Origin of the sequence: Thermus islandicus DSM 21543, from assembly GCF_000421625.1 — a bacterium.
In the GTDB taxonomy this organism is placed as follows: domain Bacteria; phylum Deinococcota; class Deinococci; order Deinococcales; family Thermaceae; genus Thermus; species Thermus islandicus.
On sequence record NZ_ATXJ01000004.1, the window covers coordinates 165,840 to 190,293 of the forward strand.

A 24,454-nucleotide genomic window follows, 5' to 3' on the forward strand; every position below is an offset into this window, starting at 1 on the left:
GCCATGTACCTCGCCATTGCCGGCAACATCGGAAGCGGCAAAAGCTCCCTCACCGCCCTCCTCTCCGAGGCCTTCGGCCTAAGGCCCGTGTACGAGGCGGTGAGCGAGAACCCCTATCTGGAGGACTTCTACCGGAACATGGCCGCCTACGCCTTCCACTCCCAGGTCTTCTTCCTAGCGAGAAGGCTACGCCAGCACCTCCTGGAGGTGAACGGCCAGGACCGCGTGGTCCAGGACCGCACCCTCTACGAGGACGCCCTGGTCTTCGCCCGCCACCTCTACCGGGAGGGCTACCTCTCCGAGCGGGACTGGCGGACTTATTTGGACCTCTTCCAAAGCATTGCCCCCGCGCTGAGGAAGCCCGACCTCCTCCTCTACCTGAGGGCGAGCCTCCCCACCCTCAGGGCCCGCATCGCCAAGCGGGGCCGCCCCTTTGAGCGGGAGATCCCGGACCGCTACCTCCTGGGGCTGAACCGGCTCTACGAGGAGCTCATGGCGGATTGGGACCTCTCGCCGGTCTACGTGGTGGAGGCGGACCGGGTAGACTTCGTGGAGAGGGAGGAGGACCGCGAGGCCCTTCTGGAGGCCCTGCGCCCTTGGATCCGGCCATGACCCTGGAGGAGCTCTTCGCCCCCTTCGACCAAAAGGCCCCGCCCCTTCCCGTGGCGGGCCTCGCCTGGGATTCCAGGCAGGTGGAGAGGGGCTTTGTCTTCGTGGCCATCCCCGGGGTCCCCCTCCCCCACCGCAGGCCCCTGGACGGCCACGCCTTCATCCCCGAGGCCCTAAAGCGGGGGGCCATCGCGGTGGTGGGGGAAAGGAACCTCACCCTTCCCGTCCCCTACCTGAGGGTGGAGGACGCCCGCCGGGCCCTTGCCCTCCTGGCGCGGCGCTACCACCGGGAGCCGGACCAAGACCTCTGCCTCTTCGGGGTCACGGGCTCCAAGGGGAAGAGCACCACGGCAGCCCTCCTCCGCCACCTCCTCCCCCAAGCGGCCCTCCTCTCCACCGTGGGCCTGTGGCTAGGGGAGGAAAGGAGGCCCCCCCTGGGCCACTTCACCACCCCAGAGGCCCCCGAGGTCTACGCCTTTTTGCGGGAGGCGGCCGACCGGGGCCTGAAGGAGGCGGTGCTGGAGGTGTCCAGCCACGCCCTCGCCCTCAAGCGGGTGGAGGGCCTCCGCTTCCGGGTGGGGATCTTCGTGAGCTTCTACCCCGACGACCACCTGGACCTCCACGGCACCCCGGAGAACTACTTCCGGGCCAAGGCCCTCTTGGTAGAGCGCTCCGAGCTCGCCGTCCTGAGCACCCGGCTACCCCACTTGGGGCTTCTTTGCCAAAAACCCCACCTCCTCTTCGGCCCTGGCGGGGAGGTCTTTGCGGAAGGGGTCCGGGAAACGCCAAGGGGCCTCGCCTTCGTCCTTCACACCCCCTGGGGCCGGGGAGAGGCCTTCTTGCCCATGCTCGGCCCCTACAACGTGGAAAACGCCCTGGCCGCCAGCGCCGCCGCCCTGGCCTCAGGGGTCCCCTTGGAGAGGGTCCTGGCCCGCCTGGCCGACTTCCCGGGGGTCCCGGGCAGAATGGAGGTGGTCCAGGAGGAGCCCTTCCGCGTGGTCATTGACTTCGCCCACACCGGGAAGAGCCTCGAGGAGGCCCTCAAGACCCTGAGGCGCACCACCAAGGGAAGGCTTCTTTTGGTGGTGGGGGCGGCTGGGGAGCGGGACCCGAGGAGGCGGGAGGACATCGGCAAGGTGGCCGCCCGCCTCGCCGACAAGGCCTTCTTCACCGAGGAGGACCACCGCACGGAGCCCCTGGAGGCCATCCTCGAGGCCCTCGCCGAGGCAGCGAGGCGGGAGGGTGGGGTCTTTGAGCTCGTCCCGGACCGGGAGGAGGCCATCCTCCGGGCCATCCAGGAGGCCAGGGCGGGGGACACGGTGCTCCTTTCGGGCAAGGGACACGAGGCCACCCTGGAAAGGGGAACCCTCGCCCTTCCCTGGAACGAACGGGAGGTGGCCCTGAGGGCCCTCAGGCTCAGGGCGCAGGCTGAAGGGTCCGCGTCCCGGGAAGGGAAGGCCTGAGGGCGGAAAGCCATCCCGAGAAGGCCAGTAGGCCTCTCCGGTACATGGCCTCCCGCTTCTCCTTCTTCCCCATCCTGCCCTCCACGGGGGGCACCAGGCCCCAGTTGGCGTTCATGGGCTGGAACCCCTCGGGGTGGGCGGTGGCCAGGAAGCGGACCAAGGCCCCGAGCATGCTCTCCTCGGGGGGCGCCGCGGGAGGGAGGCCGAGGAAGCGCCTCGCCGCGTTGAGCCCCGCCAAAAAGCCCGTGGCCGCGCTCTCCAGGTACCCCTCCACCCCGGCCAGGACCCCGGCGGCATAAAGCCCCTCCGCTCCCTTGAACTCCAGGGTCTCCGCAAGGAGCCTCGGGGCGTTTAGGTAGGTGTTCCGGTGCATCACCCCGTAGCGGACGATCTCCGCGTTCTCTAGGCCTGGGATCATCCGCAGGAGGCGCTTCTGCTCCGGCCACTTGAGCCCTGTTTGGAACCCCACCAGGCTCCACATCCGCCCCGCCTTGTCCTCCTGGCGGAGCTGGACCACGGCAAAGGGCTCCTTGCCCGTGCGGGGGTCCTTTAGCCCCACGGGCTTCATGGGGCCAAAGAGCAGGGTCTGGTAGCCCCTCCGGGCGAGCTCCTCCACAGGGACGCAGGCCTCAAAGAACTCCAGCTTCTCCCAGTCGTGGGGGGTGTGGCGCTCGGCCTCGAGGAGGGCCTGGTGGAACCTCCGGTACTCCTCCTCGGTCATGGGGCAGTTGAGGTAGTCGGCGCTTTGTCCGTAGCGGCCGGCGCGGAAGCACTTGGTGAGGTCAAGGCTCTCGTAGAGGACGATGGGGCTTGCGGCGTCGTAGTAGGCGAGGAAGTGGTCCCCGAAGCGGCGCTTCAGGGCCTCGGCCAGGGCCTCGGAGGTGAGGGGGCCGGTGGCGAGGACGGTGATCCCAGGGGGAATCTCCTCCACCTCCTCCCGTACGACCTCGAGGAGGGGGTGGCCCGTGAGCCTTTCGGTGATGTGCTGGCTAAACTCCTCCCGGTCCACGGCCAACGCCCCCCCGGCGGGGACCCGGGCCCTTTCGGCCGCCTCCATGACGAGGCTCCCCGCAAGGCGCATCTCCGCCTGGAGGAGGCCCTTGGCCTGGGTCTCCCCTTCCCCGCCTAAGGAGTTGGAGCAGACGATCTCGGCGAAGCGGTCCGTGCTGTGGGCCGGGGTCATCCGCTTGGGGCGCATCTCAAAAAGGCGCACCGGGATGCCCATGCGCAAGAGGGTCCAAGCGGCCTCACTCCCCGCGAGGCCCCCGCCCACCACGTTCACCCGTTCCATCCCTTAGATGGTAGCACCGGAAGGGCCTTTGGGAAAGTATAATGGCCCCTATGGTGCGGCACCGGTTCCGGGTGGAGCCCCTACGGGCCCTCCATCCTGAGCCCCGCCTGGAACTCCTAGACGGCGAGGTCTACGAGATGGCCCCCCCCTCCAGCGAGGACGCCGGGCTACTGGACGGGCTCCTCTCCGCTCTGACCCCCAAGGCGGCGGGGCGCGCCCAGCTCCGGGGGCAAAACCCCTTGCGCCTCTCCGAGGAAAGCCTGCCCCTTGCCGACCTCCTCCTTAAGCCCCGGGAGGACTTCTACCCAGAGGTGAGCCTCTCCACCGCGGGCTGGGAAAAGCTTCCCCTTTACGCCCAGGCGGGCCTCCCCAAGGTCTGGCTCCTCACCCGGGAGGGCCTCGAGGTCCACCGGGAGCCCGAGGAGGGCCGCTTCCCGGCGAGAGGCGAGAGGGTCGCCCCCCTCCTCCTGCCCGAGGCCGAGCGCCTCTTCCGGCCCCCCCTATGAGCCTCGCCAAGCGCATCGTCCCCTGCCTGGACGTTCACGCGGGCCGCGTGGTCAAGGGGGTGAACTTCGTGAACCTCAAGGACGCCGGGGACCCCGTGGAGGCGGCCCGGGCCTACGACGAGGCAGGGGCAGACGAGCTCGTCTTCCTGGACATCTCCGCCACCCACGAAGAAAGGGCCATCCTCCTGGACGTGGTGGCGAGGGTGGCCGAAAGGGTCTTCATTCCCCTCACCGTGGGCGGGGGGGTGCGCTCCCTGGAGGACGCGAGGAGGCTCCTCCTGGCCGGGGCCGACAAGGTGAGCGTGAACTCAGCGGCGGTGCGGCGCCCCGAGCTCATTCGGGAGCTTGCCGACCACTTCGGAGCCCAAGCGGTGGTCCTGGCCATTGACGCCAGGTGGCGGGGGGACTTCCCCGAGGTGTACGTGGCGGGGGGGCGGTTTCCCACAGGGCTCCACGCCGTGGAGTGGGCGGTTAAGGGCGTGGAGCTCGGCGCTGGGGAGATCCTCCTCACCAGCATGGACCGGGACGGGACCAAGGAGGGGTACGACCTAGAGCTCACCCGCAGGGTGGCGGAGGCGGTGGGGGTGCCGGTGATCGCCAGCGGGGGGGCCGGGCGGATGGAGCACTTCCTCGAGGCCTTCCAGGCCGGGGCTGAGGCCGCCTTGGCCGCGAGCGTCTTCCACTTTGGGGAGATCCCCATCCCCTCCCTCAAGCGCTTCCTTTCGGAAAAGGGCCTGCACGTGCGGCTAGACTAGGGGCATGGACCTGGAGGCGGTGCACTTTGACGAGCGGGGCCTTGTGCCCGTGGTGGTCCAGGACGCCCGCACGGGGGAGGTCCTCACCCTGGCCTACGCCAACCGGGAGGCCCTGGAGGAGACCCTAAGGACGAGGCGGAGCACCTTTTTTAGCCGAAGCCGCCAGGCGCTTTGGCGCAAGGGGGAGACCTCAGGGCACACCCAGGAGGTGGTGGAGGTCCTCCTGGACTGCGACGGGGACGCCGTGGTCTACCGGGTCCTCCCCCAAGGGCCCGCCTGCCACACCGGAGCGAGGACCTGCTTCCACCGCCCCCTCCTGGAAGGCCCCAAGGACCTGGGCTTCGTGCTGGGCCAGGTCTACGCCACCATAGAGGAGCGCCTAAGGACCCTCCCCGAAGGGAGCTACGTGGCCAAACTCCACCGGGCGGGCCTGGACCGGATCCTGAAAAAGATCGGGGAGGAGGCCGGGGAGGTCATCCTCGCGGCCAAGAACGGGAGCCCGGAGGAGGTCTGCCACGAGGCCGCGGACCTCCTTTTCCACCTCCTCCTCACCCTGAAGGAGGCGGGGGTGACCCTGGAGGACCTCGCCCAGACCCTCTGGGAGAGGCACCGGCCTAGGGAAGGCTAGGACCCGCTACATGGGATGCCCTGGCCAGGTTTGTGGAGGAGCCCTTTGGGGCCCCCGAGAGCGGGCGAGGCTCCTCAGCGGGATTCCCGGGGACAAGGTGGTATGATGCCAGGCAATGGGCGAGGTTTTCGTCCGCCTCCGGCAGGGTCGCTGGCCCCTCTCCAAGGGGCTTCTGGTGGAAGCCCTCCTGCCCCTGGGGGTGCCCCTCGAGGCCGCCCAGGCGGTGGCCCACACCGTGGAGGAGCGCCTCAAGGAGGAGGGCCGGGCCGAGGCCACGCCCCGCGTCCTGCGCCGGGTCTTTCTGGAGGAGGTGGCCCGGGCCCTGGGCCCGGAGGTGGCGGAGAGGCTCGCCCGTCAGACCCTTCCCTTTGAGGAGATCCAGGTGGTGGAGGGCCGGAGGCGGCGCCCCTTCTCCAAGGGGCTTCTCGCCCGGAGCCTGGAGGAGGCAGGCCTCTCCCTCAGGGAAGCCCACGAGCTCGCCAAACAGGTGGAGCGCCGCCTCCGGGAGGAGGGAACCCGGCGGATCTCCGCCCGCCGCCTGGAGGCCCTGGTGGCCCAAGAGCTGGGCCGCGTCAAGGGGAAGGCCGCCAGGCGCCGCTATTTGCAGCGGCAGGCCTTCGCCGGGGAACTCTTCGTGGAGGAAGCGGAAGGGGAACCGAGGATGCCCTTTTCCAAGGGCATCCTGGCCCAGTCCCTCATGGGCATCGGCCTCTCCCCGGAGCGGGCCTACCGCCTGGCCCGGGAGGTGGAGGTGGGGCTCCGCCAGGAAGGGCGGCGGAGCATCCGCCGGGATGAGCTGAGGGCGCTGGTGTACCAGACCCTCCTTAAGGAAGCAGGGGAGGAGATGGCCCGCCGCTACCTCCTCCTAAGGCACCTCCGGCGGAGCGCCCGGCCCGTGCACATCCTCATCGGTGGGGTCACGGGGGTGGGAAAGAGCGTGCTGGCCTCCGCCCTCGCCTACCGCCTGGGGATCACCCACATCGTGCCCTCGGACGCGGTGCGCGAGGTCCTCCGCGCCATCCTCTCCAAGGACCTCCTCCCCACCCTGCACCACTCCACCTTTGAAGCCTGGAAGGCCCTCCCCTCGGAGATGGGCCGGGGGGACGGGACCCACGAGGACCGGGTCATGGGGGGGTTCCTGGACCAGGTGATGAAGGTGGCCGTGGGCCTCCGGGCCATCCAGGAGCGGAGCGCCCTGGAGGGCACCTCCATCGTCCTGGAGGGGGTGCACGTGGTGCCCCGTTACCTGGACCACCCCTACCGGGAAAGGGTCCTCACGGTGCCCATGCTGGTGGTCCTACAGGACGAGAAGCTCCACCGGGACCGCTTCCTCTTGAGGGACCGGGAAACCGCTCACGCCCGGCCGCAGGAAAAGTACCTGGTCCACTTTGCCGAGATCCGCCTCATCCAGGAGCACCTCCTCCTCTGGGCCCAGGAAGAAGGGGTTCCGGTCATCCCGGGGGAAGACCTAGACGAGGCGGTGGAGAAGGCCCTGGAGGTGCTGGTGGCCTACCTGAAGACCCAGGAGGGGACCCATGCTTGAGGCGGCCGGCTTCCTCCTCCTCCTCGCCCTAGCCCTCCGCCTGGAAAAGCGCCTTTCCCTCCCGGTCCTGGGGATCTGGCTCAACCTTCTGTGGTTCGTCTACCAGAACGAGTGGGGCTCGGGGTGGATCCCCTACCTCCGGGGGCTCGGGGCAGGGCTTTTCCTCGCCGCGGGGTACGGCAGGCCCGACCTGGCCTGGGCCCTAACCCCTTGGCCCCTCCTCCTCTACCTGCACCTGAACCTGCGGGAGCTGGCCCCTTACCTCCCCGCCCTGGGGGAGGGCATGCTCCTCGGGGCCTTGCTCTATCTGGCGGGCCTCCGCAGGCGGTAGGCCAGGTAAGGCAGCGCCGCCCCCAAGGCCCCGCCCAGGAGGAAGGGAAGGGGGTGGCCGAAGAGGGCCTGGAGAAGGAGCAAAAGGCCGAAGAGGCCCAGGAAAAGGGGTACGGGAAAGGGCCTTTCCCCGTAGGCGAAGGAGGCGCCCCCAAGGGCCAGGCCCAGGGCCAGGGCGATGCCCTCCTGGTTCGGGCGAAGCCAGAGGAAGTAGGCGTAAGCGGCCACCCCCAGAAGGGAGAGGGCCTGCGCCAGGCGGTTGGCGTCCATCAGTCCTTGACGAAGCGGACCACGAGCAAGGAGCTGAGGGCGAGGGCCACACCCCCCCAGGCCACCTGGGGCTCCCGGCCCAGGAAGCCCATGGCCGCGGAGAAGACCCCAGCCAAAAGGAAGAAGGGGGCGTACCTAGGGTTCACGGTGAGGCCCAAGACAAAGGCCACCAGAAACCCCGCCACCCCGGGGGGCAGGTTCGCCCCCAAGGCCAGAAAGAGGAGCATAAGGGCTATGGTGATGGCCCCGGCCAGGTAGTAGGCCCCGGGAAAGGGCTCCTTCCGCCTCTTGCGGGCATCCTTGGCCTCGGACATGGCCCAAGCTTATCACAGGAGGCCCGCCGCCTGGGCCACCGCCTCGAGGCGGGGGGGGACGGGCGGGGGAAGCTCGGCCACCTTCTCGGCGGTGGCCGGGTCCTTGAGGCCGTGGCCCGTGAGGGTAAGGACCACGGTGCTTTCCGGAGGAAGCCTCTCCTCCCTCAGGAGCCGCCACACCCCGGCCATGGCGGCGGCGCTGGCGGGCTCGCAGAAGACCCCTTCCTCTCGGGCCAAGTAGCGGTAGGCCCAAAGGATCTCCTCGTCCGTCACCGCCTCTATGGCCCCGCCCGACTCCTCCTTGGCCCGGATGGCCCCCTGCCAGCTCGCCGGGTTGCCGATGCGGATGGCGGTGGCCAGGGTCTCCGGGCGCTCCACCGGGTGCCCGAGGACCAAAGGCGCCGCCCCCGCCGCCTGGAAGCCGAGCATTTTGGGAAGCCGCTTGGCCTTCCCCAGGGCGAAGAACTCCTTGTAGCCCATCCAGTGGGCGGTGATGTTGCCGGCGTTCCCCACGGGGAGGGCGTGGTAATGGGGGGCGTCGCCAAGCTCCTCCACCACCTCAAAGGCCAGGGTTTTCTGGCCCTCCAGGCGGTGGGGGTTCACCGAGTTCACCAAGGCCACGGGAAAGCGCTCCGTGAGCTCCCGGGTGAGGCGGAGGGCGTCGTCAAAGTTCCCCTCCACCTGGACGATCCTGGCCCCGTGAACCAGGCTCTGGGCCACCTTGCCCAGGGCCACGTACCCCGCCGGGAGGACCACCACGGAGAGGATCCCCGCCCTAGCGGCGTAGGCGGCCGCCGAAGCGGCGGTGTTCCCGGTGCTGGCACAGGCCACGGCCCTGGCCCCGGCCTCCACCGCCTTGGAAACGGCCAAGGTCATGCCCCGGTCCTTGAAGCTCCCCGTGGGGTTCAGCCCCTCCAGCTTGGCGTAGAGACGGACGCCAAGCCTCCTCGCCTCCTCGGGGCCCTTGAGGGGGAGGAGGGGGGTGGAGCCCTCGAGGAGGCTCACGACCGGGGTTTTCTCCGAGACCGGGAGGAAGTCCCGGTAGCGCTCCATGAGGGGAAGCCGCATAGCCCCATGCTCCGGCCTCGAGGCCCCGCCGTCAAGGGAGGAAAAGGCCCCGGGTTTCCAAGCTCGGGGTCTAAGGGCCCCCGTTCCGGCCCCTAATGCCTCCCGGCCGGAAGACCCCCAGCCGGTGAGCGTGGGGGTCAAGGAGGACCCAAAGAGGCACCCCGTTTTTCAGGTACCACGCCGCCTTACCCCGCAACCCTTCCAGGCTTTGGCTTCGGGAACGGACCTTAAAGACCGCGTCCGGGGCGAGGACCGAGCCATCGGGAAGCTTGAACCAAAAACCACCCCCAGCCCCCACGCCTCGTTCCAGCGGTAAAGCTGTCCAAGGACGGCGGCGCTGATCCGCCCGCTCTCGCCTCCCGTCGGCCAGACGCTCAAACGGCCAGCCCGGGTTCTTTTCGGAGAGGGCGCGCAGTTCCTCCTCGCTCACGGGGCGCAGGAGGTCCAGAAGGGGCACGGGCTCACTCTACCCCCGGCCAAGGGCTCCCCTCCGCCAAAGGGGGCCTCGCCCGAGGTGCGGGCAGGTGCCCCGGGGCCCCGGACAGCAGGCGGAGGAGGTCGGCGAAGAGCCCGCTTGCCGTGGCCTCCCCTCCTGCCCCAGGCCCCGCCACGAAAGCCTCGCCCAGGGGCCTCGCCCGCACGTAGAGGGCGTTCCCCCGGGCCCTCGCCAGGGGGTGGTCCTGGGGGAGGCGGACCGGGGCCACCCGGGCCCGCCACCTCCCCCCCTGGCCGTAGAGGCTCGCCACCAGGCGCACCCTTTCCCCCCGGGCCTCCGCCTCCCTCAGGGCCTCGAGGGTGAGGCGGGTAATGCCCCGGACCTCCACCGCAGGAAAGGGAAAGCCGGGGTCCACGAGGAGGCGGGCCAGGAGGGTGAGCTTGTGGGCGGCGTCTATCCCCTCCACGTCCAGGCTGGGGTCGGCCTCGGCGTAGCCCAGGCGCTGGGCCTCGGAAAGGGCCTCGAGGTAGGCCTTTCCCTTTTCCATCTCCTGGAGGATGTAGAGGGTGGTGCCGTTCAGGATCCCATGGAGCTCCAAAGGCTCGCTTCCCCTTAAGGTCTCCAAAAAGGAGAGGGCCGGGGTGCCCGCCATGACGCTGGCCTCGTGGTAGATCAGGCCCTCCTCCGCGAAGGGACGGAGGCGGTCCCAGGCCTCGGCCAGGAGGGCCTTGTTGGCGGTGAGGAGGGGGATGCCCGCCTCGAGGGCCGGGAGGACGAGGCGAAGGGGGGCCTCCACCCCCCCCATGGCCTCCACCACCAGGTCGGCCTCGAGGAGGTCAAAGGGCTCGGCGCGAAGGAGTTCCTCGGGAATGGCCCGGGGCTTCTTCGGGTCCCGCACCAAAACGCCCATAAACCGGGGAATGACCCCAAAGGCGGCAAGTTCCTCCTCCCTCTCCAGGACGAGGCGGTAGAAGGCGCTTCCCACGGTGCCGCCGCCCAGAAGGGCGATCTTTAAGGCCTCCATGGGGGGATTATACCCCTTGCGCCTCTTAGCTAAGCTGACTAAGCTAAGTCCGTGAAGACCTTCACCGTGCACCAAGCCAAGACCCACCTCTCCCGCCTCTTGAAGGCCGTGGAAGAGGGGGAGGAGGTGGTGATCCTTAGGGGCAAAACCCCCGTGGCCCGCCTCGTCCCCTACCGCAAGGGGAAGCGCCCCCTGGGGTTCGTTCCGGGGAGGCTCCCCGAGAGCTTCTTTGAACCGCTTCCCGAGGAGGGGCTCGCCCTGTGGGAAGGCGCTACCTCCTAGACACCCACGTCCTCATCTGGGCCCTCACGGAACCCAAGCGGCTGAGCCCCAGGGTCCGGGGGCTTTTGCAGGACCCCGACACCCCCCTTCTGGTCTCCTCGGCCAGCGCCTGGGAGATGGCCACCAAGCACCGCTTAGGCAAGCTTTCCGGCGCCGAGGCGGTCTTAGAGGGCCTGGAAGGCCACCTCTCCCGCCTGGGGGCCGAGGAGCTTCCCATAAGGCTCGCCCACGCCCTCCTGGCGGAAAGACTTCCCGGGGAGCACCGGGACCCCTTTGACCGCCTCCTGGCTGCCCAGAGCCTGGTGGAAGGCCTCGTCCTCCTCACCACCGACCGCGCCTTCCCCACCTTCGGCGTGGAGACCCTGTGGTGAAGGACCTCCTGGAGGAACGGGCGCGGGAGCTGGGGCTGCTTTTTGCCTGGGCCCCTCTAGACCTGCCCGAGGAGGCGGAGGCGCGCCATCGGGCCTGGCTAGAGGCAGGCCGCCACGGGGGTATGGCCTACCTGGAATCCCCGGAGCGCTTCCACCCAAGGGGGCGCTTTCCCTGGGCAAGGAGCGCCCTCCTCCTCTTCGCCCCCTACGCCTACCCCGACCCTGGGCTTCCCCAGGGGGGCCTCCGGGTGGGCCGGGTGGCCCGATACGCCTGGGTGCGGGACTACCACCTCCTCCTAGGCGAGGTCCTCCGGGAGCTGGAAGGGGTGGCGAGGGGCCTGGGCCTAGAGGCCAAGGGCTACGTGGACCACGGGCCCCTCCCCGAAAGGACCCTCGCCGCCCTCTCAGGGGCGGGCTGGATCGGGAGAAGCGGCTACTTCCTCTCCCAAGCCTTCGGGGTCCACGCTTTTCTAGGCGTCCTCCTCACCCCCCTGGAGGTGGAAGCTCCCCCCCTCCACCCACACCGCTGCGGCCGCTGCGCCCGCTGCCTTCCCGCCTGCCCCACGGGGGCCCTCCTCGGGGATGGGACCCTGGACGCCCGCCTCTGCGTGAGTTACCTGACCATTGAGCACAAGGGGCCGATCCCTCCCACGCTCTGGCCCGGGGTGGGGGCCTGGGTCTATGGGTGCGACCTCTGCGGGGAGGCCTGCCCCTGGGAGCGGTTCGGCCGGGTCTGGAAGGGGTTTCAGCCCGAGCCCGAGCTCGCCCACCCGGACCTTTTGGACTTCTTCCGCCTCTCGGGCCGGGCCTTCGCGAGGAAGTACGCCGGCACCGCCTTCCTCCGGGCAGGAAGGCCCCGCCTGGCCCGAAACGCCCTTATTGTCCTCTCCAACCTGGGCCTCGGGGAGGCCCTCTTCCTAGAGGCGGCCCGCGACCCCAGCCCCCTGGTGCGGCGCACCGCCCTTCACGCCCTCCTACGGGCAGGGAAGGGGATAGAGGCCTTTCGGGAAGACCCGGACCCCGGGATCCGGGGGGAGGCCCTAGCCCTGCTTGGGGAAGCGCCCGGTGCGGTAGACCTGGGCCAGAACGGGGGGGAGGCCGGAGGCCTCTAGGTCCCTGATCACAGGACCAGGGTCATAGGGGACCTTAAGGAAACGGGCCTCGAGGGTTTCCGTGTCCAGGAGGAGGGCGTCGGCCCCGGGCTCGCCGGAGAGGCTTAGCCCCGCGCTCCCCGGGTCGGCCAAAAGCCCCGCCCCCACCCGCCGGGCCAAGGGGAGGTGGCGTCCCCCCAGGAGGAGCACCTGGGCCCGGTAGCGGGAGAGAAGCTCCCAGAGGCCCCTGGCCGGGGCCAAAAGGTCCAGGGGTTCCTCGGGGTTTCCCGGGCTTCCGTGGAAGGCCAAAAGCCGACGCTCCCCGAAAACCAGGCGGTGGGAAAGGCGCAGGGAGCGCAGGTAGGCGAGCTCCCTTTCGGAAAGCTGGGCCCGGGTCCACTCCAGGGTGGCCCGCCCCACCCCCTCGGGCAGGGCGCCGGGAAGGGGGTAGGCCACCCGCAGGTCCCAGGCCCCGGCGATGGCGGGGAGGCCCTCCTTCCAAACCCGGTGGATCACCTCCCGGGGGTGGGGGCCGTAGCCCACCAGATCCCCAAGGAGCAGGACTTCGTCCACCCCCTCCCGCCTCAAGGCCTCCAGGGCGGCCTCGAGGGCGGGGAGGTTGGCGTGGATGTCCGAGAGCACCCCCAGGCGCATGGCCCCATTCTGCCACCCCTCCGGTAAAAGCCCCGTGAAAAGTGGCCGGGAAGCCCCTATACCAACCCAGGCGGGCCCCGGTGGAAAGTCCCCGCGAGGTTCATTATGGTGTAGGGGTGCGGGCCTTCCTCAAAGGCCTCCTCCTGGCCCTCGCCCTGCCCCCCTTCCCCTTAGGCTTCCTCGCCCCCCTCCTCCTGGTCCCCCTCCTAAAGGGAGGGTTCCGGGAGGGGTTCTGGGCGGGGGTGGGTTTTTGGGGCCTCCACCTTTTCTGGCTTCCCCAGAGCTTCGCCGAGAACTTCGGGCCCTGGGGGGCGGTGCCCTTCCTACCCCTCGTCCTGGCGAAGGCCCTCTCCTGGGGCCTCCTCTTCGCCCTCACCCCCAACGTCCCCATGCGCATCGGGGGCTGGGTCCTCGTGGAGTGGCTCTCCGAGCAGGGGGAGCTCGCCTTCCCCTGGGGGCCTTTGGGCTCCGCTCTGGTGGAAGCCCCGGGGAGGGTGCTGGCCGCCTGGGGCGGGGTCTACCTCCTCTCCCTCCTGGTCCTCCTCTTCGCTTGGGGGCTTCGGGCAAGGCGGCTTTGGGTCCTCCTCCCCTGGGCCCTGCTCTGGCTCCTCCCTCTCCCGCCCGCAAAGCCCGAGGCCAAAGCCCTCCTGGTCCAGGGCAACATCAATCCCCTGAGGAAGTTCCAGGGTGAGCTGGACGAAGCCGTCTACCTGCGCCTCACAGAAGCGGGGCTTAGGGCCTACCCGGAGGCGGACCTCGTGGTCTGGCCCGAGACCGCGGTCTGGGCCATCCCTAGCGGCGTAGACCGCCTCCTGGGTCCACGCCCCCTCCTCACCGGGCTCAACCTCTTTGGCCCCAACCGGGCGGTCCTCTACCGGGAGGGGCGGGTTCTGGCCCACTACGATAAGACCCGCCTCGTCCCCTTTGGGGAGCGCTTCCCCTTCCGGGAGGCCTTGGGCGGGGTCTACGCCTTCTTCTTCCGGGCCATGGGGCTCGGCGAGCTGGCCGACCGCGTCCCCGGGGAGAAGGTGGCCCCCCTCGGTCCCTACGGCGTCCTCATCTGCTACGAGTCCGCCTTCCCCGCGGTGGCCCGGGCCCTGGCGCGGGAGGGGGCCAGGGTCCTCGTCCTCCTCACCAACGACGCCTGGTTCGGTCCCTCCTACGGGGGCCGGCAGCACTTTGCCCTGGGACGCCTGAGGGCAGTGGAAACGGGGCGCTGGCTCCTCAGGGCCGGGAACGACGGCATCACCGCGGCCATAGACCCCTGGGGCCGGGTGGTGGCGGCCATCCCCCCCCACCAGGAGGGCCTCCTCCTCGCCCCCTTCGCCCTAAGGGAGGGGAAAACGCCCTACGTGCGCTACGGGGACTGGGCGGTGGGCCTCGCCTTGACGCTCCTCCTCCTGGGGCGTATCCTGGGCTTGCGCGCGCCGGGGTGGCGGAACCGGTAGACGCGGCAGACTCAAAATCTGCTGCCCTTCTGGGGCGTGCGGGTTCGAGTCCCGCCCCCGGCACCAAGGGGCCCCCAAGGGGGCCCTTTGCCTTCCCTTGACCGGGCGGGGGAGGCGTGGGAAAATCCCTGGCATAAGGAGGCGGTATGAAGGCCGTGGTGATGGAGGCTCGAGGCGGTCCGGAGGTCCTTAGGTTGGCGGAGGTGCCCGCGCCGGAGCCCGGGCCCAAGGAGGTGCGCCTCCGGGTGAGGGCAGCAGCGCTCAACCACCTGGACGTCTGGGTGCGCAAGGGGGTGGCGAGCCCCAGAATCCCCCTTCCCCACATCCTGGGCTCGGACGCCAGCGGGGTGGTGGAGGCGGTGGGGCCCGGGGTGAAGGCCTTCCGCCCGGGGGACGAGGTGGTGGTGAACCCGGGGATCTCCTGCGGGCTCTGCGAGCGCTGCCTTTCGGGAGAGGACAACCTCTGCCCCCACTACGAGATCCTAGGGGAGCACCGCCCAGGGGCCTACGCCCAGTACCTCGTAGTTCCCGAGGCCAACCTGGCCCCCAAGCCCAAGGGCCTCTCCTTCGCCGAGGCCGCCGCCCTCCCCCTCGCCTTCCTCACGGCCTGGCAGATGGTGGTGGACAAGCTCGAGGTGCGCCCCGGGGACGACGTGCTGGTGATGGCCGCGGGCAGTGGGGTGAGCGTGGCCGCCATCCAGATCGCCAAGCTCTTCGGAGGGCGGGTCATCGCCACCGCCGGCTCGGAGGAGAAGCTCAGGAAGGCCCTGGAGCTCGGGGCCGACGAGGGGGTGAACTACACCCACCCCGACTGGCACAAGGAGGTGCGCCGCCTCACGGGGGGCAAGGGGGCGGACAAGGTGGTGGACCACACCGGGGCCCTTTACTTTGAAGGGGTGATCAAGGCCACGGCCAACGGGGGCCGGATCGCCATCGCCGGGGCCTCCTCGGGGTACGAGGGCACCCTTCCCTTCGCCCACGTCTTCTACCGCCAGCTCTCCATCCTGGGCTCCACCATGGCCTCAAAAAGCCGCCTTTTCCCCATCCTGAGGCTGGTGGAGGCGGGAAGGCTCAGGCCCGTGGTGGGCCAGGTGCTCCCCCTCGAGGCGGCCGCGGAGGGGCACCGCCTCCTGGAGGAAAGGCGGGTCTTCGGGAAGGTGGTCCTCGAGGTGGCCTAGTCCCCCCTGAGCCTCGGAGCCTCTAAGGGTATGCATGTGCAGGAAAGGGCAATAAAATGCCAAGGAGAGGAGGGGGCATGGAGCACACGGACGTGATCGTCATCGGCGCGGGGCCGGCGGGGCTTTTCGCAGGGTTTTACGTGGGCATGCGGGGGCTCTCCTTCCGCTTCCTGGACCCCCTGCCCGAGCCCGGGGGGCAGCTCACCGCCCTCTACCCGGAAAAGTACATCTACGATGTGGCGGGGTTTCCCAAGATCTACGCCCGGGACCTGGTGCGAGGCCTGGTGGAGCAGGTGGCCCCCTTCCACCCCATCTACAGCCTGGGGGAGCGGGCGGAGACCCTGACCCGGGAGGAGGGCCTCTTCCGGGTGGCCACCTCCCTAGGCCACACCTACACCGCCAAGGCAGTGATCATCGCCGCCGGGGTGGGGGCCTTTGAGCCCAGGCGCCTCGGGGCCCCAGGGGAGAAGGAGCTGGAGGGCCGGGGGGTTTACTATGCGGTGCGGGCCAAGGCCGAGTTCCAGGGAAAGCGGGTGCTCATCGTGGGCGGGGGGGACAGCGCCGTGGACTGGGCCTTGAACCTCCTGGACACCGCGGGGTCCATCACCCTGATCCACCGCCGCCCCCAGTTCCGGGCCCACGAGGCCAGCGTTCAGGAGCTCATGCGGGCCCACGAGGCAGGCCGGCTCCGGGTGCTCACCCCCTACGAGGTGCGCCGCCTCGAGGGGGACACCTGGGTAAGGCAGGCGGTGATCTTCCACAACCAGACCCAGGAGGAAGAGGCGCTGGAGGTGGACGCGGTGCTCATCCTGGCAGGCTACCTCACCAAGCTGGGCCCCCTGGCCCACTGGGGCCTCGCCCTGGAGAAGAACAAGATCAAGGTGGACACCACCATGGCCACCAGCCTCCCGGGGGTCTTCGCCTGCGGGGACATCGTCACCTACCCGGGGAAGCTTCCCCTCATCGCCCTGGGCTTCGGCGAGGCGGCCATCGCCGCCAACCACGCCGCCGCTTACGCCAACCCCGCCCTCAAGGTGAATCCCGGCCACTCCTCGGAAAAGGCAGAGGAAAAGGCCCCGGCCTAAGTACCCCAAAAGGGCCTCCTTATATCTAGTTCCTGCGCTCCTAGGTTCCAAAAACCTCGCAGGGACTTCCTACCGGGACCCCCATGCGGGCTTGGGCCCGCACGGGGTGGTATAAGATGAGGGCGCCATGCGGGTTGCCCTGTTCATTGACGGTTCCTACATGTACCAAGCGGCGAAGCGCCTGGGTTGGAACGTGGACCACCGGCGGGTCCTCACCCAGTTCGCCACCCCCGAGCAACTCTACAACGCCTTTTACTATGTGCCCATCACCGACCCCGAGGACGAGCGCCAGCAGCGCTTCATAGACGCCCTGGTCTTTATGGGCTACACGGTCCGGAGCCGCTTGGTGCGGGGAGAGGTCCGCTTTGAGGCTATGATGGCCACGGACCTCCTGACCACCGCGCCCCGCTGGGAGCGGGCCATCGTGGCCTCGGGCTCCGGGGACCTGGTGCACACCTTCCAGGCCCTTCGGGCCATGGGCAAGGAGATCTACCTCCTGGGCGTGCACGAGCTTGCGGACCTCGAGCTCCGCAACCAGGCGGACCGGTTCCTCCACCTCCCCGAGTGGCGGGAGGTGCTGGAAAGAACCTTAGGGGGCCGGCGCACCTACGCGGGCTACCCGGTGGAGGCCACGGTGGAGGTGCCCCCCTCCCAGGCGGAGACCCCGGGAACCTGACCCATGCCCCGGGGGCCTTGGCCCGCCCTTCTCCTCCCGGTCCTCCTCTTCCTGGCCCTACCCCTTCCCCCCTCCTCACCCGCCTCCCCGAGCCTCAGGGAACTTCTCCCCTACCCTAAGGCGGAGCAGGAGGCCCTGGTGGCCCAGCACCTGGCCCAGAAAGCCAGCCTCCAGCTCCTCCTCGGGGAGGAGGCGGCCCGGGCCTACGACCGCCTCCTGCGCCTCGAGCTCCACAACCAGCGTGCGGGCAAGCGCTCCGCCTTCCATAGCGCCAAGGAGGCCCTTCTCGCCGCCGGCCTCTGGATCCAGGCCATCGGGGAGGCCTGCCGGCAGGCCCCGGTAGACCTGTCCCACCTGCCCGCCGCCCCCCACCACGTCTTGCCCCACGCCCTAGAGATCCGCGCCGCCGCCTACGCCCTCCGCCTGCCCTTTGGGGTGCTGGCGGCCATCGTGGACAATGAGCAGTACGGCGGGGACAAGGCCCTGGGCCTCTCCCGGGGAGTGCGGGAGGTGGCGGACGGCCTGGCCCAAGAGCTTTCGGTCCGGGAGGGCCGGGCCCCCTTCAGCAAAACCCTGGGCCTGGCCCAGATGAGCTGGGAGGACGCCCTGAAGCAGGAGGCCCGCCTCAGCCGCTTCGGGGCCTGGGATCCGGCCAGGCCCTTTCCCCGTAGGGAGGCCGAGGCGCGGGAGGCCCTCTTGGATCCCTACCTCAACCTCCTCTTCACCGCAAGCCGCCTGCGGGGCTACTTCAACGCCCTCCTCGGCCTTTCTCCCGAGGACACCCGCCCCCTCGAGGACCCCTGGCTCTACTACCTGGGACCCGCCTGGCACAACTACCCCCTCCGGGCCCAGAACCTGGAGACCTGGGAGGACAGCTTCCACGGCTTCTTCAAGGGCCTCTTCTACCAGGTGGCCCTGGAAAGGCGGTGGCGCCTGGAGGGCAAGCGGCTCCTCCCCTTGCGGGCCTGGGGACCCGGGGCAAGCCCCACCCGCCCGGATTCGCCCCCCCAGTACGTTCCCTGAGGAGCCGCTTCCGCGCCCCGGAAGACCCCTTTACCAGGCCCGGGTCCGCTCCCGGCTTAGATGCGCTCCATCCAGGGAAGGGGCTCCCCCGGGGGGAGCACGGGCCATCGCCCTTCACGCATGTGGCGGAAGATGGCCTCCACCGCCTCCTCCGCCCGGGCCACCCACTCCGGGGGGTAGAGGGGGCGCTTCGCCAAAAACTCCTCCCGGTCAAAGACCTCACAGGTGTGGTCGGCCCGGCACCGCACGTCCAGCTCCAGGTCGTACTGGCGGAAGGCCTCCCCCGTCCACTCCGCCGGGGTCTGGACGTTCCAGTAGTATTCCAGCACCCTTCCTGCCCGGACGTCGGGCCCCCCCGAGTACCAGGCCCCGGGGAAGAAGGCCACGTAGGCGTCGTGGTCCAGGACCACCGCCTTCCCCTTGGCCGCGTGGTGGAACACCCCTCCCTGGGGCAGCAGGGTGAGGACCCCCTCCTCCCGCACCTCCACCACCCTCGCCTCCCACCAGTAGTGGAGCCCATTCCCGGGGAACTTGTAAAACTCCACCCGCACCCGCTCCCCGGGGGCCACGGGGAAGCTCACCGCTTGGTGCTAATCCCAAGGAGCCGGTAAAGGGCGCAGAAGCCGGTGAGGGCGGTGAAGAGGAGGACAACGGCCACCACGCCCAGAATCCAGTTCCAGGGCGAGGCGGACTGGAAGGCAAAGTAGAAGAGAACCAGGGCCAGCACAAAGCGGATCACCCGGTCGGCGGTGCTCTCGTTTACCGTCATGGGTCTCACCTCCACAACAAGTGTACACCCGAAAGCGTGGGCCGTCGCCCTGCCTTGTGCTACAATGGCTTTCCGGCGCGGGCCGTTAGCTCAATCGGTCAGAGCGGCCGGCTCATAACCGGTTGGTTGCAGGTTCAAGTCCTGCACGGCCCACCATCTCGCCCCCTTGCCGGGGGCTTTCCCTTTCCGCATACTCAGGGCATGGAGCCTTTGGAAGCCTTCGGATTTTTGGACCTGAGGGTGGGCCGGGTGATCCGGGCCGAGCCCAACGAGAAGGCCAAAAAGCCGAGCTACAAGCTCTGGGTAGACTTCGGGCCCTTAGGGGTGAAGACAAGCTCGGCCCAGATCACGCACCTCTACCGCCCCGAGGACCTGGTGGGCCGCCTGGTGGTGGCGGCGGTGAACCTCGGCACCCGGGTGGTGGCCGGCTTCCCTTCGGAGGTCCTGGTCCTGGGGGTGCCGGACGCCGAAGGGCGGGTGGTCCTCCTCGCCCCCGAGCGGGAGGTGCCCCTAGGGGGAAGGGTTTTTTGAGGCCCTAGCGGGTGCGGGTCACCTTGGCAAGGTGCCGGGGCCGGTCCGGGTCCAGACCCCGGGCCCGGGCTAAGGCCTCGGCCATGGGGTAGAAGGCCTGGAGCAAGAGCAGGGGCGTAAGCTCCGGAGCGGAGGCTACCGGCAGCCGCAAAGGATCGTGGGCCAGGGCTAAGGCATCGGGTTCGGGAGAGAGGACAAGGAGGTGAGCCCCCTTGGCCTTTAGGCCCTCCAGCACCCTCAAGGAGGCCTCCAGAGCCTCATCCTTTTGGACCAAGGCCAAGACGGGGAAGCCCTCTTCCAGAAGGGCCTGGGGGCCGTGGAGGAACTCGGCCAAGGAAAGCCCTTCGGCGTGGAGGCCGGCCGTCTCCTTGAGCTTGAGGGCGGCCTCGAGCGCCGCGGGGTAGACTAGGCCCCGCCCCAGCACAAAGAGGTGCTCCACCCCCACCAGGTAGTCCCACCCCCCCTCGGCGGCCAGGGCCTGGGCCAGGGCCTCGGGCAGGGCAAGGAGGGCCTCCCTCAGGGCCAGGCCCTCCTCGAGGTGGGCAAGGAGCTGGGCGGTGGCCGCCATCATGGCCAGCACGCTTTTGGTGGCCGCCACCGCCTTCTCCTCCCCTGCGTAGAGGGGGAGCACCACCTCCGCCGCCTGGGCCAGGGGGCTTTCCTCCCGGTTCACCAGGGCCAGGGTGAGAACCCCCGCCTCCCGGTAAGCCCGCACCGTCTCCACCACATCGGGGCTCTCCCCGCTTTGGCTGTAGGCCAGGAGGAGGGCGGGGTAGGGCAGGAGCAGGCGGGCCCGGTAAAGGGTGAGGACCGAGGGGGCAAGGGAAAGGACGGGCCAGCGGCGGCGGGCCTCGAGGAGGTACTTGGCGTAGAGGGCCGCGTGGTCCGAGCTTCCCCGGGCCACGGTGAGGACCAGGGCCGGTGGGCGTCGCTTGAGGAAGGCGGCCAGGCCCCTCACCTCCCCCTCGTTCTCCCGGAGGAGGCGCTCCACGACCCCAGGGGCTTCCTCCGCTTCCCGGCGCATCCAGGAGGCCATAAGCCCATCTTAAGGCCCAAGCCCCGGCCCTACTCCTTCCCCCGGAGGGGTGGTATACTTCCACGGATGGACCGCATCGTCATCCGGGGCGCGCGGGAGCATAACCTCAAGAACATCAGCCTCGAGCTCCCCCGGGGCAAGTTCATCGTCATCACCGGGGTCTCGGGCTCGGGCAAGAGCACCCTGGCCTTTGACACCCTGTACGCCGAGGGGCAGCGGCGGTACGTGGAAAGCCTCTCCAGCTACGCTCGGCAGTTCCTCGGAGTGATGGACAAGCCTGAGGTAGAGAGCATTGAGGGGCTCTCCCCCGCCATCTCCATAGACCAGAAGACCACGAGCCACAACCCCCGCTCCACCGTGGGCACGGTGACGGAGATCCACGACTACCTCCGCCTCCTCTTCGCCCGCGTGGGGCAGGCCTACTGCCCCGAGTGCGGCCGCCCCATAGAGAAGCAGTCCGCCAGCGAGATCACCGACCGCCTCCTCATGCGCCCCCCGGGGACCCGGGCCGTCCTCATGGCCCCCCTGGTGCGGGGGAGGAAGGGGGAGTACCGGAAGCTCTTCCAGCAGCTTCTGAAGGAAGGGTACGCCAGGGTGCGGGTGGACGGGGTCATCTACCTCCTGGAGGAGGCCCAGGGCCTCAACCTGGAGAAGTACGAGAAGCACGACATTGACCTGGTCATTGACCGGGTGGCCCTTAGGGAGGAGGAGCGGCCCCGGATCGCCGAGGCGGTGGAGCTGGCCCTCCTCCGGGGAGAGGGGCTTCTCCGGGTGCTCTACCCCGACACGGGGGAGGAGGAGCTGTTCTCCGAGAAGTTCGCCTGCCCCGAGCACGGCTCGGTCCTGGAGGAGCTGGAGCCCCGCATCTTCTCCTTCAACGCTCCCTACGGGGCCTGCCCCGCCTGCTCGGGCCTCGGGTACAAGCAGGAGTTTGACCCAGCCCTCATCGTGAACCCCGAGCTCTCCTTGGCCGAGGGGGCCATCCTCCCCTGGGCCCGGGGGCGGGACACGGGGCGGAGCTACCTCTGGGAGCGCCTTAGGGCCCTGGCCGAGCACCTCGCCTTTGACCTGAGGACCCCCTTCAAGGACCTGCCGGAGGCGGTGCAAAGGGCGGTGCTCTACGGCCTCCCCGAGCCTTTTGAGGTGGTCTTCCGCCGCGGGGGCAAGGAAACCTTCCGGGTGGAGGTGCACTACGAGGGGGTCATCCCCTGGCTGGAGAAGCGCTACCAGGAGTCGGACTCCGAGGGGGTAAGGGAGGTCCTGGAGGGCTTCATGTCCCTAAAGCCCTGCCCGGTTTGCGGGGGCACCCGGTACAAGCGGGAGGTCCTCTCGGTGAAGGTGGCGGGGCAAAACATCGCCGAGGTCTCTGCGCTGCCCGTGCGGGAGGCTTTGGAGTTCTTCCGCACCCTGGAAAAGAAGCTTCCCCCCTTTCAGGCCAAGATCGCCGAGCCCATCCTGCGGGAAATTGTGGAGCGGCTCGGGTTTCTGGTGGACGTGGGCCTGGACTACCTCACCCTGGACCGGGCGGCCAACACCCTCTCCGGCGGGGAGGCCCAGCGGATCCGCCTGGCCACCCAGGTGGGCTCGGGCCTCACGGGGGTGCTCTACGTGCTGGACGAGCCCAGCATCGGCCTCCACCCCCGGGACAACCAACGCCTCATCGCTACCCTGAAGCGCCTCCAGGCCCTGGGGAACACCCTCATCGTGGTGGAGCACGACGAGGAGACCATGCGGGCCGCGGACTGGATCGTGGACATGGGCCCGGGGGCGGGGATCCATGGGGGAGAGGTGGTGGCGGAGGGCCCCCTCGAGGCCATCCTCCAGAACCCGCGGAGCCTCACCGGGGCCTACCTCAGGGGGGAGAAGCGGATCCCTGTGCCCAAGGAGCGCCGCAAGGGAAACGGCAAGTGGCTCGTGCTCAAGGGGGCCAGGGAGCACAACCTCAAGGGGGTCACCCTACGCATCCCCTTGGGCCGCTTCGTGGCGGTCACCGGTCCCTCGGGCTCGGGCAAGAGCACCCTCGTCCACGATGTCCTCTACGCCGCCTTGGCCCAGCGGCTCATGCGGGCCAAGACCACCCCGGGAAGCTACGAGGCCTTAGAGGGGGTGGAGCACCTGGACAAGGTCATTGAGATTGACCAGTCCCCCATCGGCCGCACCCCCCGCTCCAACCCCGCCACCTACACGGGCATCTTTGACGAGATCCGCGACCTCTTCGCCAAGACCCCGGAGGCGAGGAAGCGGGGCTACGGCCCGGGCCGCTTCTCCTTCAACGTGAAGGGGGGGCGGTGCGAGGCCTGTGGCGGGGACGGCACGGTGAAGATTGAGATGCTCTTCCTGCCGGACCTTTACGTGCCCTGCGAGGTGTGCAAGGGGAGGCGCTACAACAAGGAGACCCTCGAGGTGAAGCTCAGGGGGAAGAGCATCGCCGACGTCCTGGACATGACCGCCGAAGAGGCTCTGGACTTTTTCCAGAACGTGCCCACCATCGCCCGCAAGCTCCAGCTCATGGTGGACGTGGGCCTCGGGTACATGCGCCTGGGCCAGCCCTCCCCCACCCTCTCGGGGGGCGAGGCGCAGCGGATCAAGCTCGCCACGGAGCTCGGCCGCAAGTCCACGGGCCGCACCCTCTACATCCTGGACGAGCCCACCACCGGCCTTCACTTTGACGACGTGGCGAAGCTCCTCGCCGTGCTCCACCGGCTGGTGGACGCGGGGAACACGGTGGTGGTCATTGAGCACAACCTGGACGTGGTGAAGACCGCGGACTGGGTCATTGACCTGGGCCCCGAGGGAGGGGACCGGGGCGGGGAGATCGTGGCCGAGGGGACGCCCGAGGAGGTGGCCCTCACGGGAAGCCCCACCGGGGCCTTCCTGGCCAAGATCCCCGAGATCGCCCAAAGGCTCAAGGTGGCCGCGGACTAGGCCCTGGCCCTCCTGGGCTTGGCCTGCCGTTCCAGGATCCCCTCGAGGGCCAAGGCCAGGGACTTCTTCAGCTCCTCCCCCAGGTCGCGGTGCGGAGTGTAGGCGGCCCAGCGGAGGGCCGAGAGGAAGTAGAGGTCGGCCAGGGTCCGCCCCATGCGCTCCAGGGAAAGATCCCTCCGCACCACCCCCCGCTCCCGCAGGGGCCTTAGGACCTCGGCGATGAGGTCGCCCAGGGGCAGGGCCTCAAAGGCCGCCTTGGCCCGGATGGGATCGGGGTTCAAAAGCTCGTAGAGGAGGGGAAGGACCAGCTCCTTCTCCGCCTTGGTGAAGGAGGCCACCTCCTGGAAGAGGTAGTGCAGGACCTCCAGGGGGTCCGCCCCTTGGGCCAGCCGCCGCTTGACCTCCTCCTTGAGGCGGGAAAGAAGCAGGCTTCCGTAGTCCAACAAGACGGCCTCCTTGTAGGGGAAGTAGTTGAAAAACGTGCCCCGGGACACATGGGCCGCCTTGGCGATGTCGCTGGCCGTGGTCTCCCGGAAGCCCCGCTCGCGGAAAAGGGCCATGGCCGCCTGGAAGATCCGGTCCCGGCGGCGCTTCTTCTGGTACTCCCTCACGGACATGGGCTAAGTGTACTACAGAGTCCAAACTCAAAGCTCAACCGCTTTTCCTACCCAGTCCGAGAGGGCCTCCAGAAGGGCAAGCCCCCCCCGGGTGGCGTACACCTTCCCCTCCCGCAAGAAGGCCCCGGCCACCACCCGGTAGCCCATCCCGGAAAGAAGCCCCGCCACCTCCTCCCCCGCCGCCACCCGGGCGGGAAGCCTTCCCGCCTCCGCCAGGAAGAGGTGGGCGTTGAAGCCCAGGAAGACCGCCTCGAGGCCCTCCCACACCTCCTCCAGAAAGGCCAGCCAGGAGGCGTCCTTGGCGGGGCGCTCGGGCCTCCTGGCCCCGGGAATGAGAAGGGCGCTGGGCGGCGGGGCCGCGGGGAAGGCGTAGGCGGGGGTCCAGACAGAGCCCGCCAGGGCCAAGGTGCCCTTGCGGCCCTTGGCCACGGTGTAGGCGGGAAGGCCGAGGCGCCTCGCCCCCTCCAGGGCCAAGGCCGCCTCCAGCTCGGAAAACTCTGGGAGGAGGAGGACGGCGAGCACCCTGGGCCC

29 protein-coding genes and 2 tRNA genes are annotated in these 24,454 nt (G+C 69.4%); 19 read left to right on the forward strand and 12 right to left on the reverse strand.

Annotation, left to right across the window (positions count from 1 at the left end; translation table 11 throughout):
* Positions 1-3 precede the first annotated feature (3 nt).
* Entirely contained in the window at positions 4-612 is a 609-nt protein-coding gene (locus tag H531_RS0106060; RefSeq protein ID WP_022798468.1) for a deoxynucleoside kinase, read from the forward strand.
* The gene (locus H531_RS0106065; protein ID WP_022798469.1) at positions 609-2,072 is read left to right on the forward strand and encodes a Mur ligase family protein; all 1,464 of its coding nucleotides are present in this window, start codon (positions 609-611) and stop codon (positions 2,070-2,072) included. The genes H531_RS0106060 and H531_RS0106065 overlap by 4 nt, the downstream gene beginning before the upstream one ends.
* On the opposite strand, the gene trmFO is transcribed toward H531_RS0106065, so the two are convergent.
* Positions 2,026-3,363 (reverse strand): methylenetetrahydrofolate--tRNA-(uracil(54)-C(5))-methyltransferase (FADH(2)-oxidizing) TrmFO, encoded by a 1,338-nt coding sequence (trmFO, locus tag H531_RS0106070; protein ID WP_022798470.1) that lies wholly within the window; start codon positions 3,361-3,363, stop codon positions 2,026-2,028. The two genes, H531_RS0106065 and trmFO, sit on opposite strands and share 47 nt — an antisense overlap.
* A 50-nt stretch (positions 3,364-3,413) precedes the next feature.
* On the opposite strand from trmFO, the gene H531_RS0106075 reads away from it, so the two are divergent.
* The 5 genes from H531_RS0106075 (at position 3,414) to H531_RS0106095 (ending at position 7,126) form a co-directional block, all read left to right on the forward strand.
* On the forward strand, positions 3,414-3,869 hold the full coding sequence (locus H531_RS0106075; protein WP_022798471.1) for a Uma2 family endonuclease: 456 nt from the start codon (positions 3,414-3,416) through the stop codon (positions 3,867-3,869).
* A complete protein-coding gene (hisF, locus tag H531_RS0106080; protein WP_022798472.1) occupies positions 3,866-4,624 on the forward strand; it encodes an imidazole glycerol phosphate synthase subunit HisF in 759 nt (252 codons plus the stop codon). The genes H531_RS0106075 and hisF overlap by 4 nt, the downstream gene beginning before the upstream one ends.
* Before the next feature lie 4 nt (positions 4,625-4,628).
* The gene (gene hisIE / locus H531_RS0106085) at positions 4,629-5,252 is read left to right on the forward strand and encodes a bifunctional phosphoribosyl-AMP cyclohydrolase/phosphoribosyl-ATP diphosphatase HisIE (protein ID WP_022798473.1); all 624 of its coding nucleotides are present in this window, start codon (positions 4,629-4,631) and stop codon (positions 5,250-5,252) included.
* Between the two features lie 115 nt (positions 5,253-5,367).
* Positions 5,368-6,795 carry an ATP cone domain-containing protein gene (locus H531_RS0106090; protein ID WP_022798474.1) on the forward strand — a complete coding sequence of 476 codons (1,428 nt, stop codon included), beginning with the start codon at positions 5,368-5,370 and terminating at the stop codon, positions 6,793-6,795.
* Complete coding sequence (locus H531_RS0106095) at positions 6,788-7,126, forward strand: hypothetical protein (RefSeq protein ID WP_022798475.1); 339 nt, start codon at positions 6,788-6,790, stop codon at positions 7,124-7,126. Before H531_RS0106090 ends, H531_RS0106095 begins: the two co-directional genes overlap by 8 nt.
* Here H531_RS0106095 and H531_RS0106100 read toward each other — a convergent pair.
* The 5 genes from H531_RS0106100 to H531_RS0106120 form a co-directional block, all read right to left on the reverse strand.
* Positions 7,099-7,395 carry a hypothetical protein gene (locus tag H531_RS0106100; RefSeq protein WP_022798476.1) on the reverse strand — a complete coding sequence of 99 codons (297 nt, stop codon included), beginning with the start codon at positions 7,393-7,395 and terminating at the stop codon, positions 7,099-7,101. The genes H531_RS0106095 and H531_RS0106100 overlap by 28 nt on opposite strands.
* Positions 7,395-7,709 (reverse strand): hypothetical protein, encoded by a 315-nt coding sequence (locus H531_RS0106105; protein ID WP_022798477.1) that lies wholly within the window; start codon positions 7,707-7,709, stop codon positions 7,395-7,397. The genes H531_RS0106100 and H531_RS0106105 overlap by 1 nt, the downstream gene beginning before the upstream one ends.
* A 12-nt stretch (positions 7,710-7,721) precedes the next feature.
* Positions 7,722-8,777: a threonine synthase gene (thrC, locus tag H531_RS0106110; RefSeq protein ID WP_022798478.1), complete on the reverse strand. Its 1,056-nt coding sequence runs from the start codon at positions 8,775-8,777 to the stop codon at positions 7,722-7,724.
* 70 nt (positions 8,778-8,847) lie between these two features.
* The gene (locus H531_RS13450) at positions 8,848-9,234 is read right to left on the reverse strand and encodes a Uma2 family endonuclease (RefSeq protein ID WP_245540667.1); all 387 of its coding nucleotides are present in this window, start codon (positions 9,232-9,234) and stop codon (positions 8,848-8,850) included.
* A gap of 4 nt (positions 9,235-9,238) precedes the next feature.
* The gene (locus H531_RS0106120; RefSeq protein WP_022798479.1) at positions 9,239-10,237 is read right to left on the reverse strand and encodes a homoserine dehydrogenase; all 999 of its coding nucleotides are present in this window, start codon (positions 10,235-10,237) and stop codon (positions 9,239-9,241) included.
* Positions 10,238-10,288: 51 nt separating this feature from the next.
* Between H531_RS0106120 and H531_RS0106125 the strand changes: the two genes are divergently transcribed.
* The 3 genes from H531_RS0106125 to queG are packed head-to-tail and all read left to right on the forward strand — an operon-like array spanning position 10,289 to position 12,002.
* Positions 10,289-10,519, forward strand: a complete 231-nt coding sequence (locus tag H531_RS0106125; protein ID WP_022798480.1) for a type II toxin-antitoxin system Phd/YefM family antitoxin — start codon at positions 10,289-10,291, stop codon at positions 10,517-10,519.
* On the forward strand, positions 10,498-10,890 hold the full coding sequence (locus H531_RS0106130) for a type II toxin-antitoxin system VapC family toxin (RefSeq protein WP_022798481.1): 393 nt from the start codon (positions 10,498-10,500) through the stop codon (positions 10,888-10,890). The genes H531_RS0106125 and H531_RS0106130 overlap by 22 nt, the downstream gene beginning before the upstream one ends.
* Positions 10,884-12,002 carry a tRNA epoxyqueuosine(34) reductase QueG gene (gene queG / locus H531_RS0106135; RefSeq protein WP_028490688.1) on the forward strand — a complete coding sequence of 373 codons (1,119 nt, stop codon included), beginning with the start codon at positions 10,884-10,886 and terminating at the stop codon, positions 12,000-12,002. Before H531_RS0106130 ends, queG begins: the two co-directional genes overlap by 7 nt.
* Here queG and H531_RS0106140 read toward each other — a convergent pair.
* Complete coding sequence (locus tag H531_RS0106140; RefSeq protein WP_022798483.1) at positions 11,931-12,635, reverse strand: metallophosphoesterase family protein; 705 nt, start codon at positions 12,633-12,635, stop codon at positions 11,931-11,933. The genes queG and H531_RS0106140 overlap by 72 nt on opposite strands.
* Before the next feature lie 116 nt (positions 12,636-12,751).
* On the opposite strand from H531_RS0106140, the gene lnt reads away from it, so the two are divergent.
* The 6 genes from lnt to H531_RS0106170 all read left to right on the forward strand — a co-directional run bounded on the left by lnt (position 12,752) and on the right by H531_RS0106170 (position 18,045).
* Positions 12,752-14,083: an apolipoprotein N-acyltransferase gene (lnt, locus tag H531_RS13875; protein ID WP_028490689.1), complete on the forward strand. Its 1,332-nt coding sequence runs from the start codon at positions 12,752-12,754 to the stop codon at positions 14,081-14,083.
* Positions 14,062-14,149 (forward strand) — tRNA-Leu (locus tag H531_RS0106150). The genes lnt and H531_RS0106150 overlap by 22 nt, the downstream gene beginning before the upstream one ends.
* Positions 14,150-14,229: 80 nt before the next feature.
* Positions 14,230-15,261, forward strand: coding sequence for a zinc-binding dehydrogenase (locus tag H531_RS0106155; RefSeq protein ID WP_022798484.1), 1,032 nt, complete (start codon positions 14,230-14,232; stop codon positions 15,259-15,261).
* A 77-nt stretch (positions 15,262-15,338) separates the two neighbouring features.
* The gene (locus H531_RS0106160; protein WP_022798485.1) at positions 15,339-16,346 is read left to right on the forward strand and encodes an NAD(P)/FAD-dependent oxidoreductase; all 1,008 of its coding nucleotides are present in this window, start codon (positions 15,339-15,341) and stop codon (positions 16,344-16,346) included.
* Between the two features lie 127 nt (positions 16,347-16,473).
* Complete coding sequence (locus H531_RS0106165) at positions 16,474-17,022, forward strand: LabA-like NYN domain-containing protein (RefSeq protein WP_022798486.1); 549 nt, start codon at positions 16,474-16,476, stop codon at positions 17,020-17,022.
* Between the two features lie 3 nt (positions 17,023-17,025).
* A complete protein-coding gene (locus H531_RS0106170; RefSeq protein WP_022798487.1) occupies positions 17,026-18,045 on the forward strand; it encodes a hypothetical protein in 1,020 nt (339 codons plus the stop codon).
* A gap of 56 nt (positions 18,046-18,101) precedes the next feature.
* On the opposite strand, the gene H531_RS0106175 is transcribed toward H531_RS0106170, so the two are convergent.
* Together H531_RS0106175 and H531_RS0106180 are read right to left on the reverse strand one after the other, a co-directional pair.
* The gene (locus H531_RS0106175; protein ID WP_022798488.1) at positions 18,102-18,626 is read right to left on the reverse strand and encodes a DUF402 domain-containing protein; all 525 of its coding nucleotides are present in this window, start codon (positions 18,624-18,626) and stop codon (positions 18,102-18,104) included.
* Positions 18,623-18,814, reverse strand: coding sequence for a YgaP family membrane protein (locus tag H531_RS0106180; RefSeq protein WP_022798489.1), 192 nt, complete (start codon positions 18,812-18,814; stop codon positions 18,623-18,625). The genes H531_RS0106175 and H531_RS0106180 overlap by 4 nt, the downstream gene beginning before the upstream one ends.
* A 79-nt stretch (positions 18,815-18,893) precedes the next feature.
* Between H531_RS0106180 and H531_RS0106185 the strand changes: the two genes are divergently transcribed.
* Both H531_RS0106185 and H531_RS0106190 read left to right on the forward strand, forming a co-directional pair.
* Positions 18,894-18,970: transfer RNA gene (locus H531_RS0106185), tRNA-Ile, on the forward strand.
* Between the two features lie 45 nt (positions 18,971-19,015).
* Entirely contained in the window at positions 19,016-19,345 is a 330-nt protein-coding gene (locus H531_RS0106190) for a tRNA-binding protein (protein WP_022798490.1), read from the forward strand.
* A gap of 4 nt (positions 19,346-19,349) precedes the next feature.
* Here H531_RS0106190 and H531_RS0106195 read toward each other — a convergent pair whose 3' ends face one another.
* Complete coding sequence (locus H531_RS0106195) at positions 19,350-20,381, reverse strand: SIS domain-containing protein (RefSeq protein ID WP_022798491.1); 1,032 nt, start codon at positions 20,379-20,381, stop codon at positions 19,350-19,352.
* Positions 20,382-20,447: 66 nt separating this feature from the next.
* On the opposite strand from H531_RS0106195, the gene uvrA reads away from it, so the two are divergent.
* On the forward strand, positions 20,448-23,306 hold the full coding sequence (gene uvrA, locus H531_RS0106200; protein ID WP_022798492.1) for an excinuclease ABC subunit UvrA: 2,859 nt from the start codon (positions 20,448-20,450) through the stop codon (positions 23,304-23,306).
* Here the strand turns inward: uvrA and H531_RS0106205 are convergent.
* Complete coding sequence (locus tag H531_RS0106205) at positions 23,303-23,923, reverse strand: TetR/AcrR family transcriptional regulator (RefSeq protein ID WP_022798493.1); 621 nt, start codon at positions 23,921-23,923, stop codon at positions 23,303-23,305. The two genes, uvrA and H531_RS0106205, sit on opposite strands and share 4 nt — an antisense overlap.
* 27 nt (positions 23,924-23,950) lie before the next feature.
* Positions 23,951-24,445 (reverse strand): hypothetical protein, encoded by a 495-nt coding sequence (locus tag H531_RS0106210; RefSeq protein WP_022798494.1) that lies wholly within the window; start codon positions 24,443-24,445, stop codon positions 23,951-23,953.
* Between the last annotated feature and the right edge of the window lie 9 nt (positions 24,446-24,454).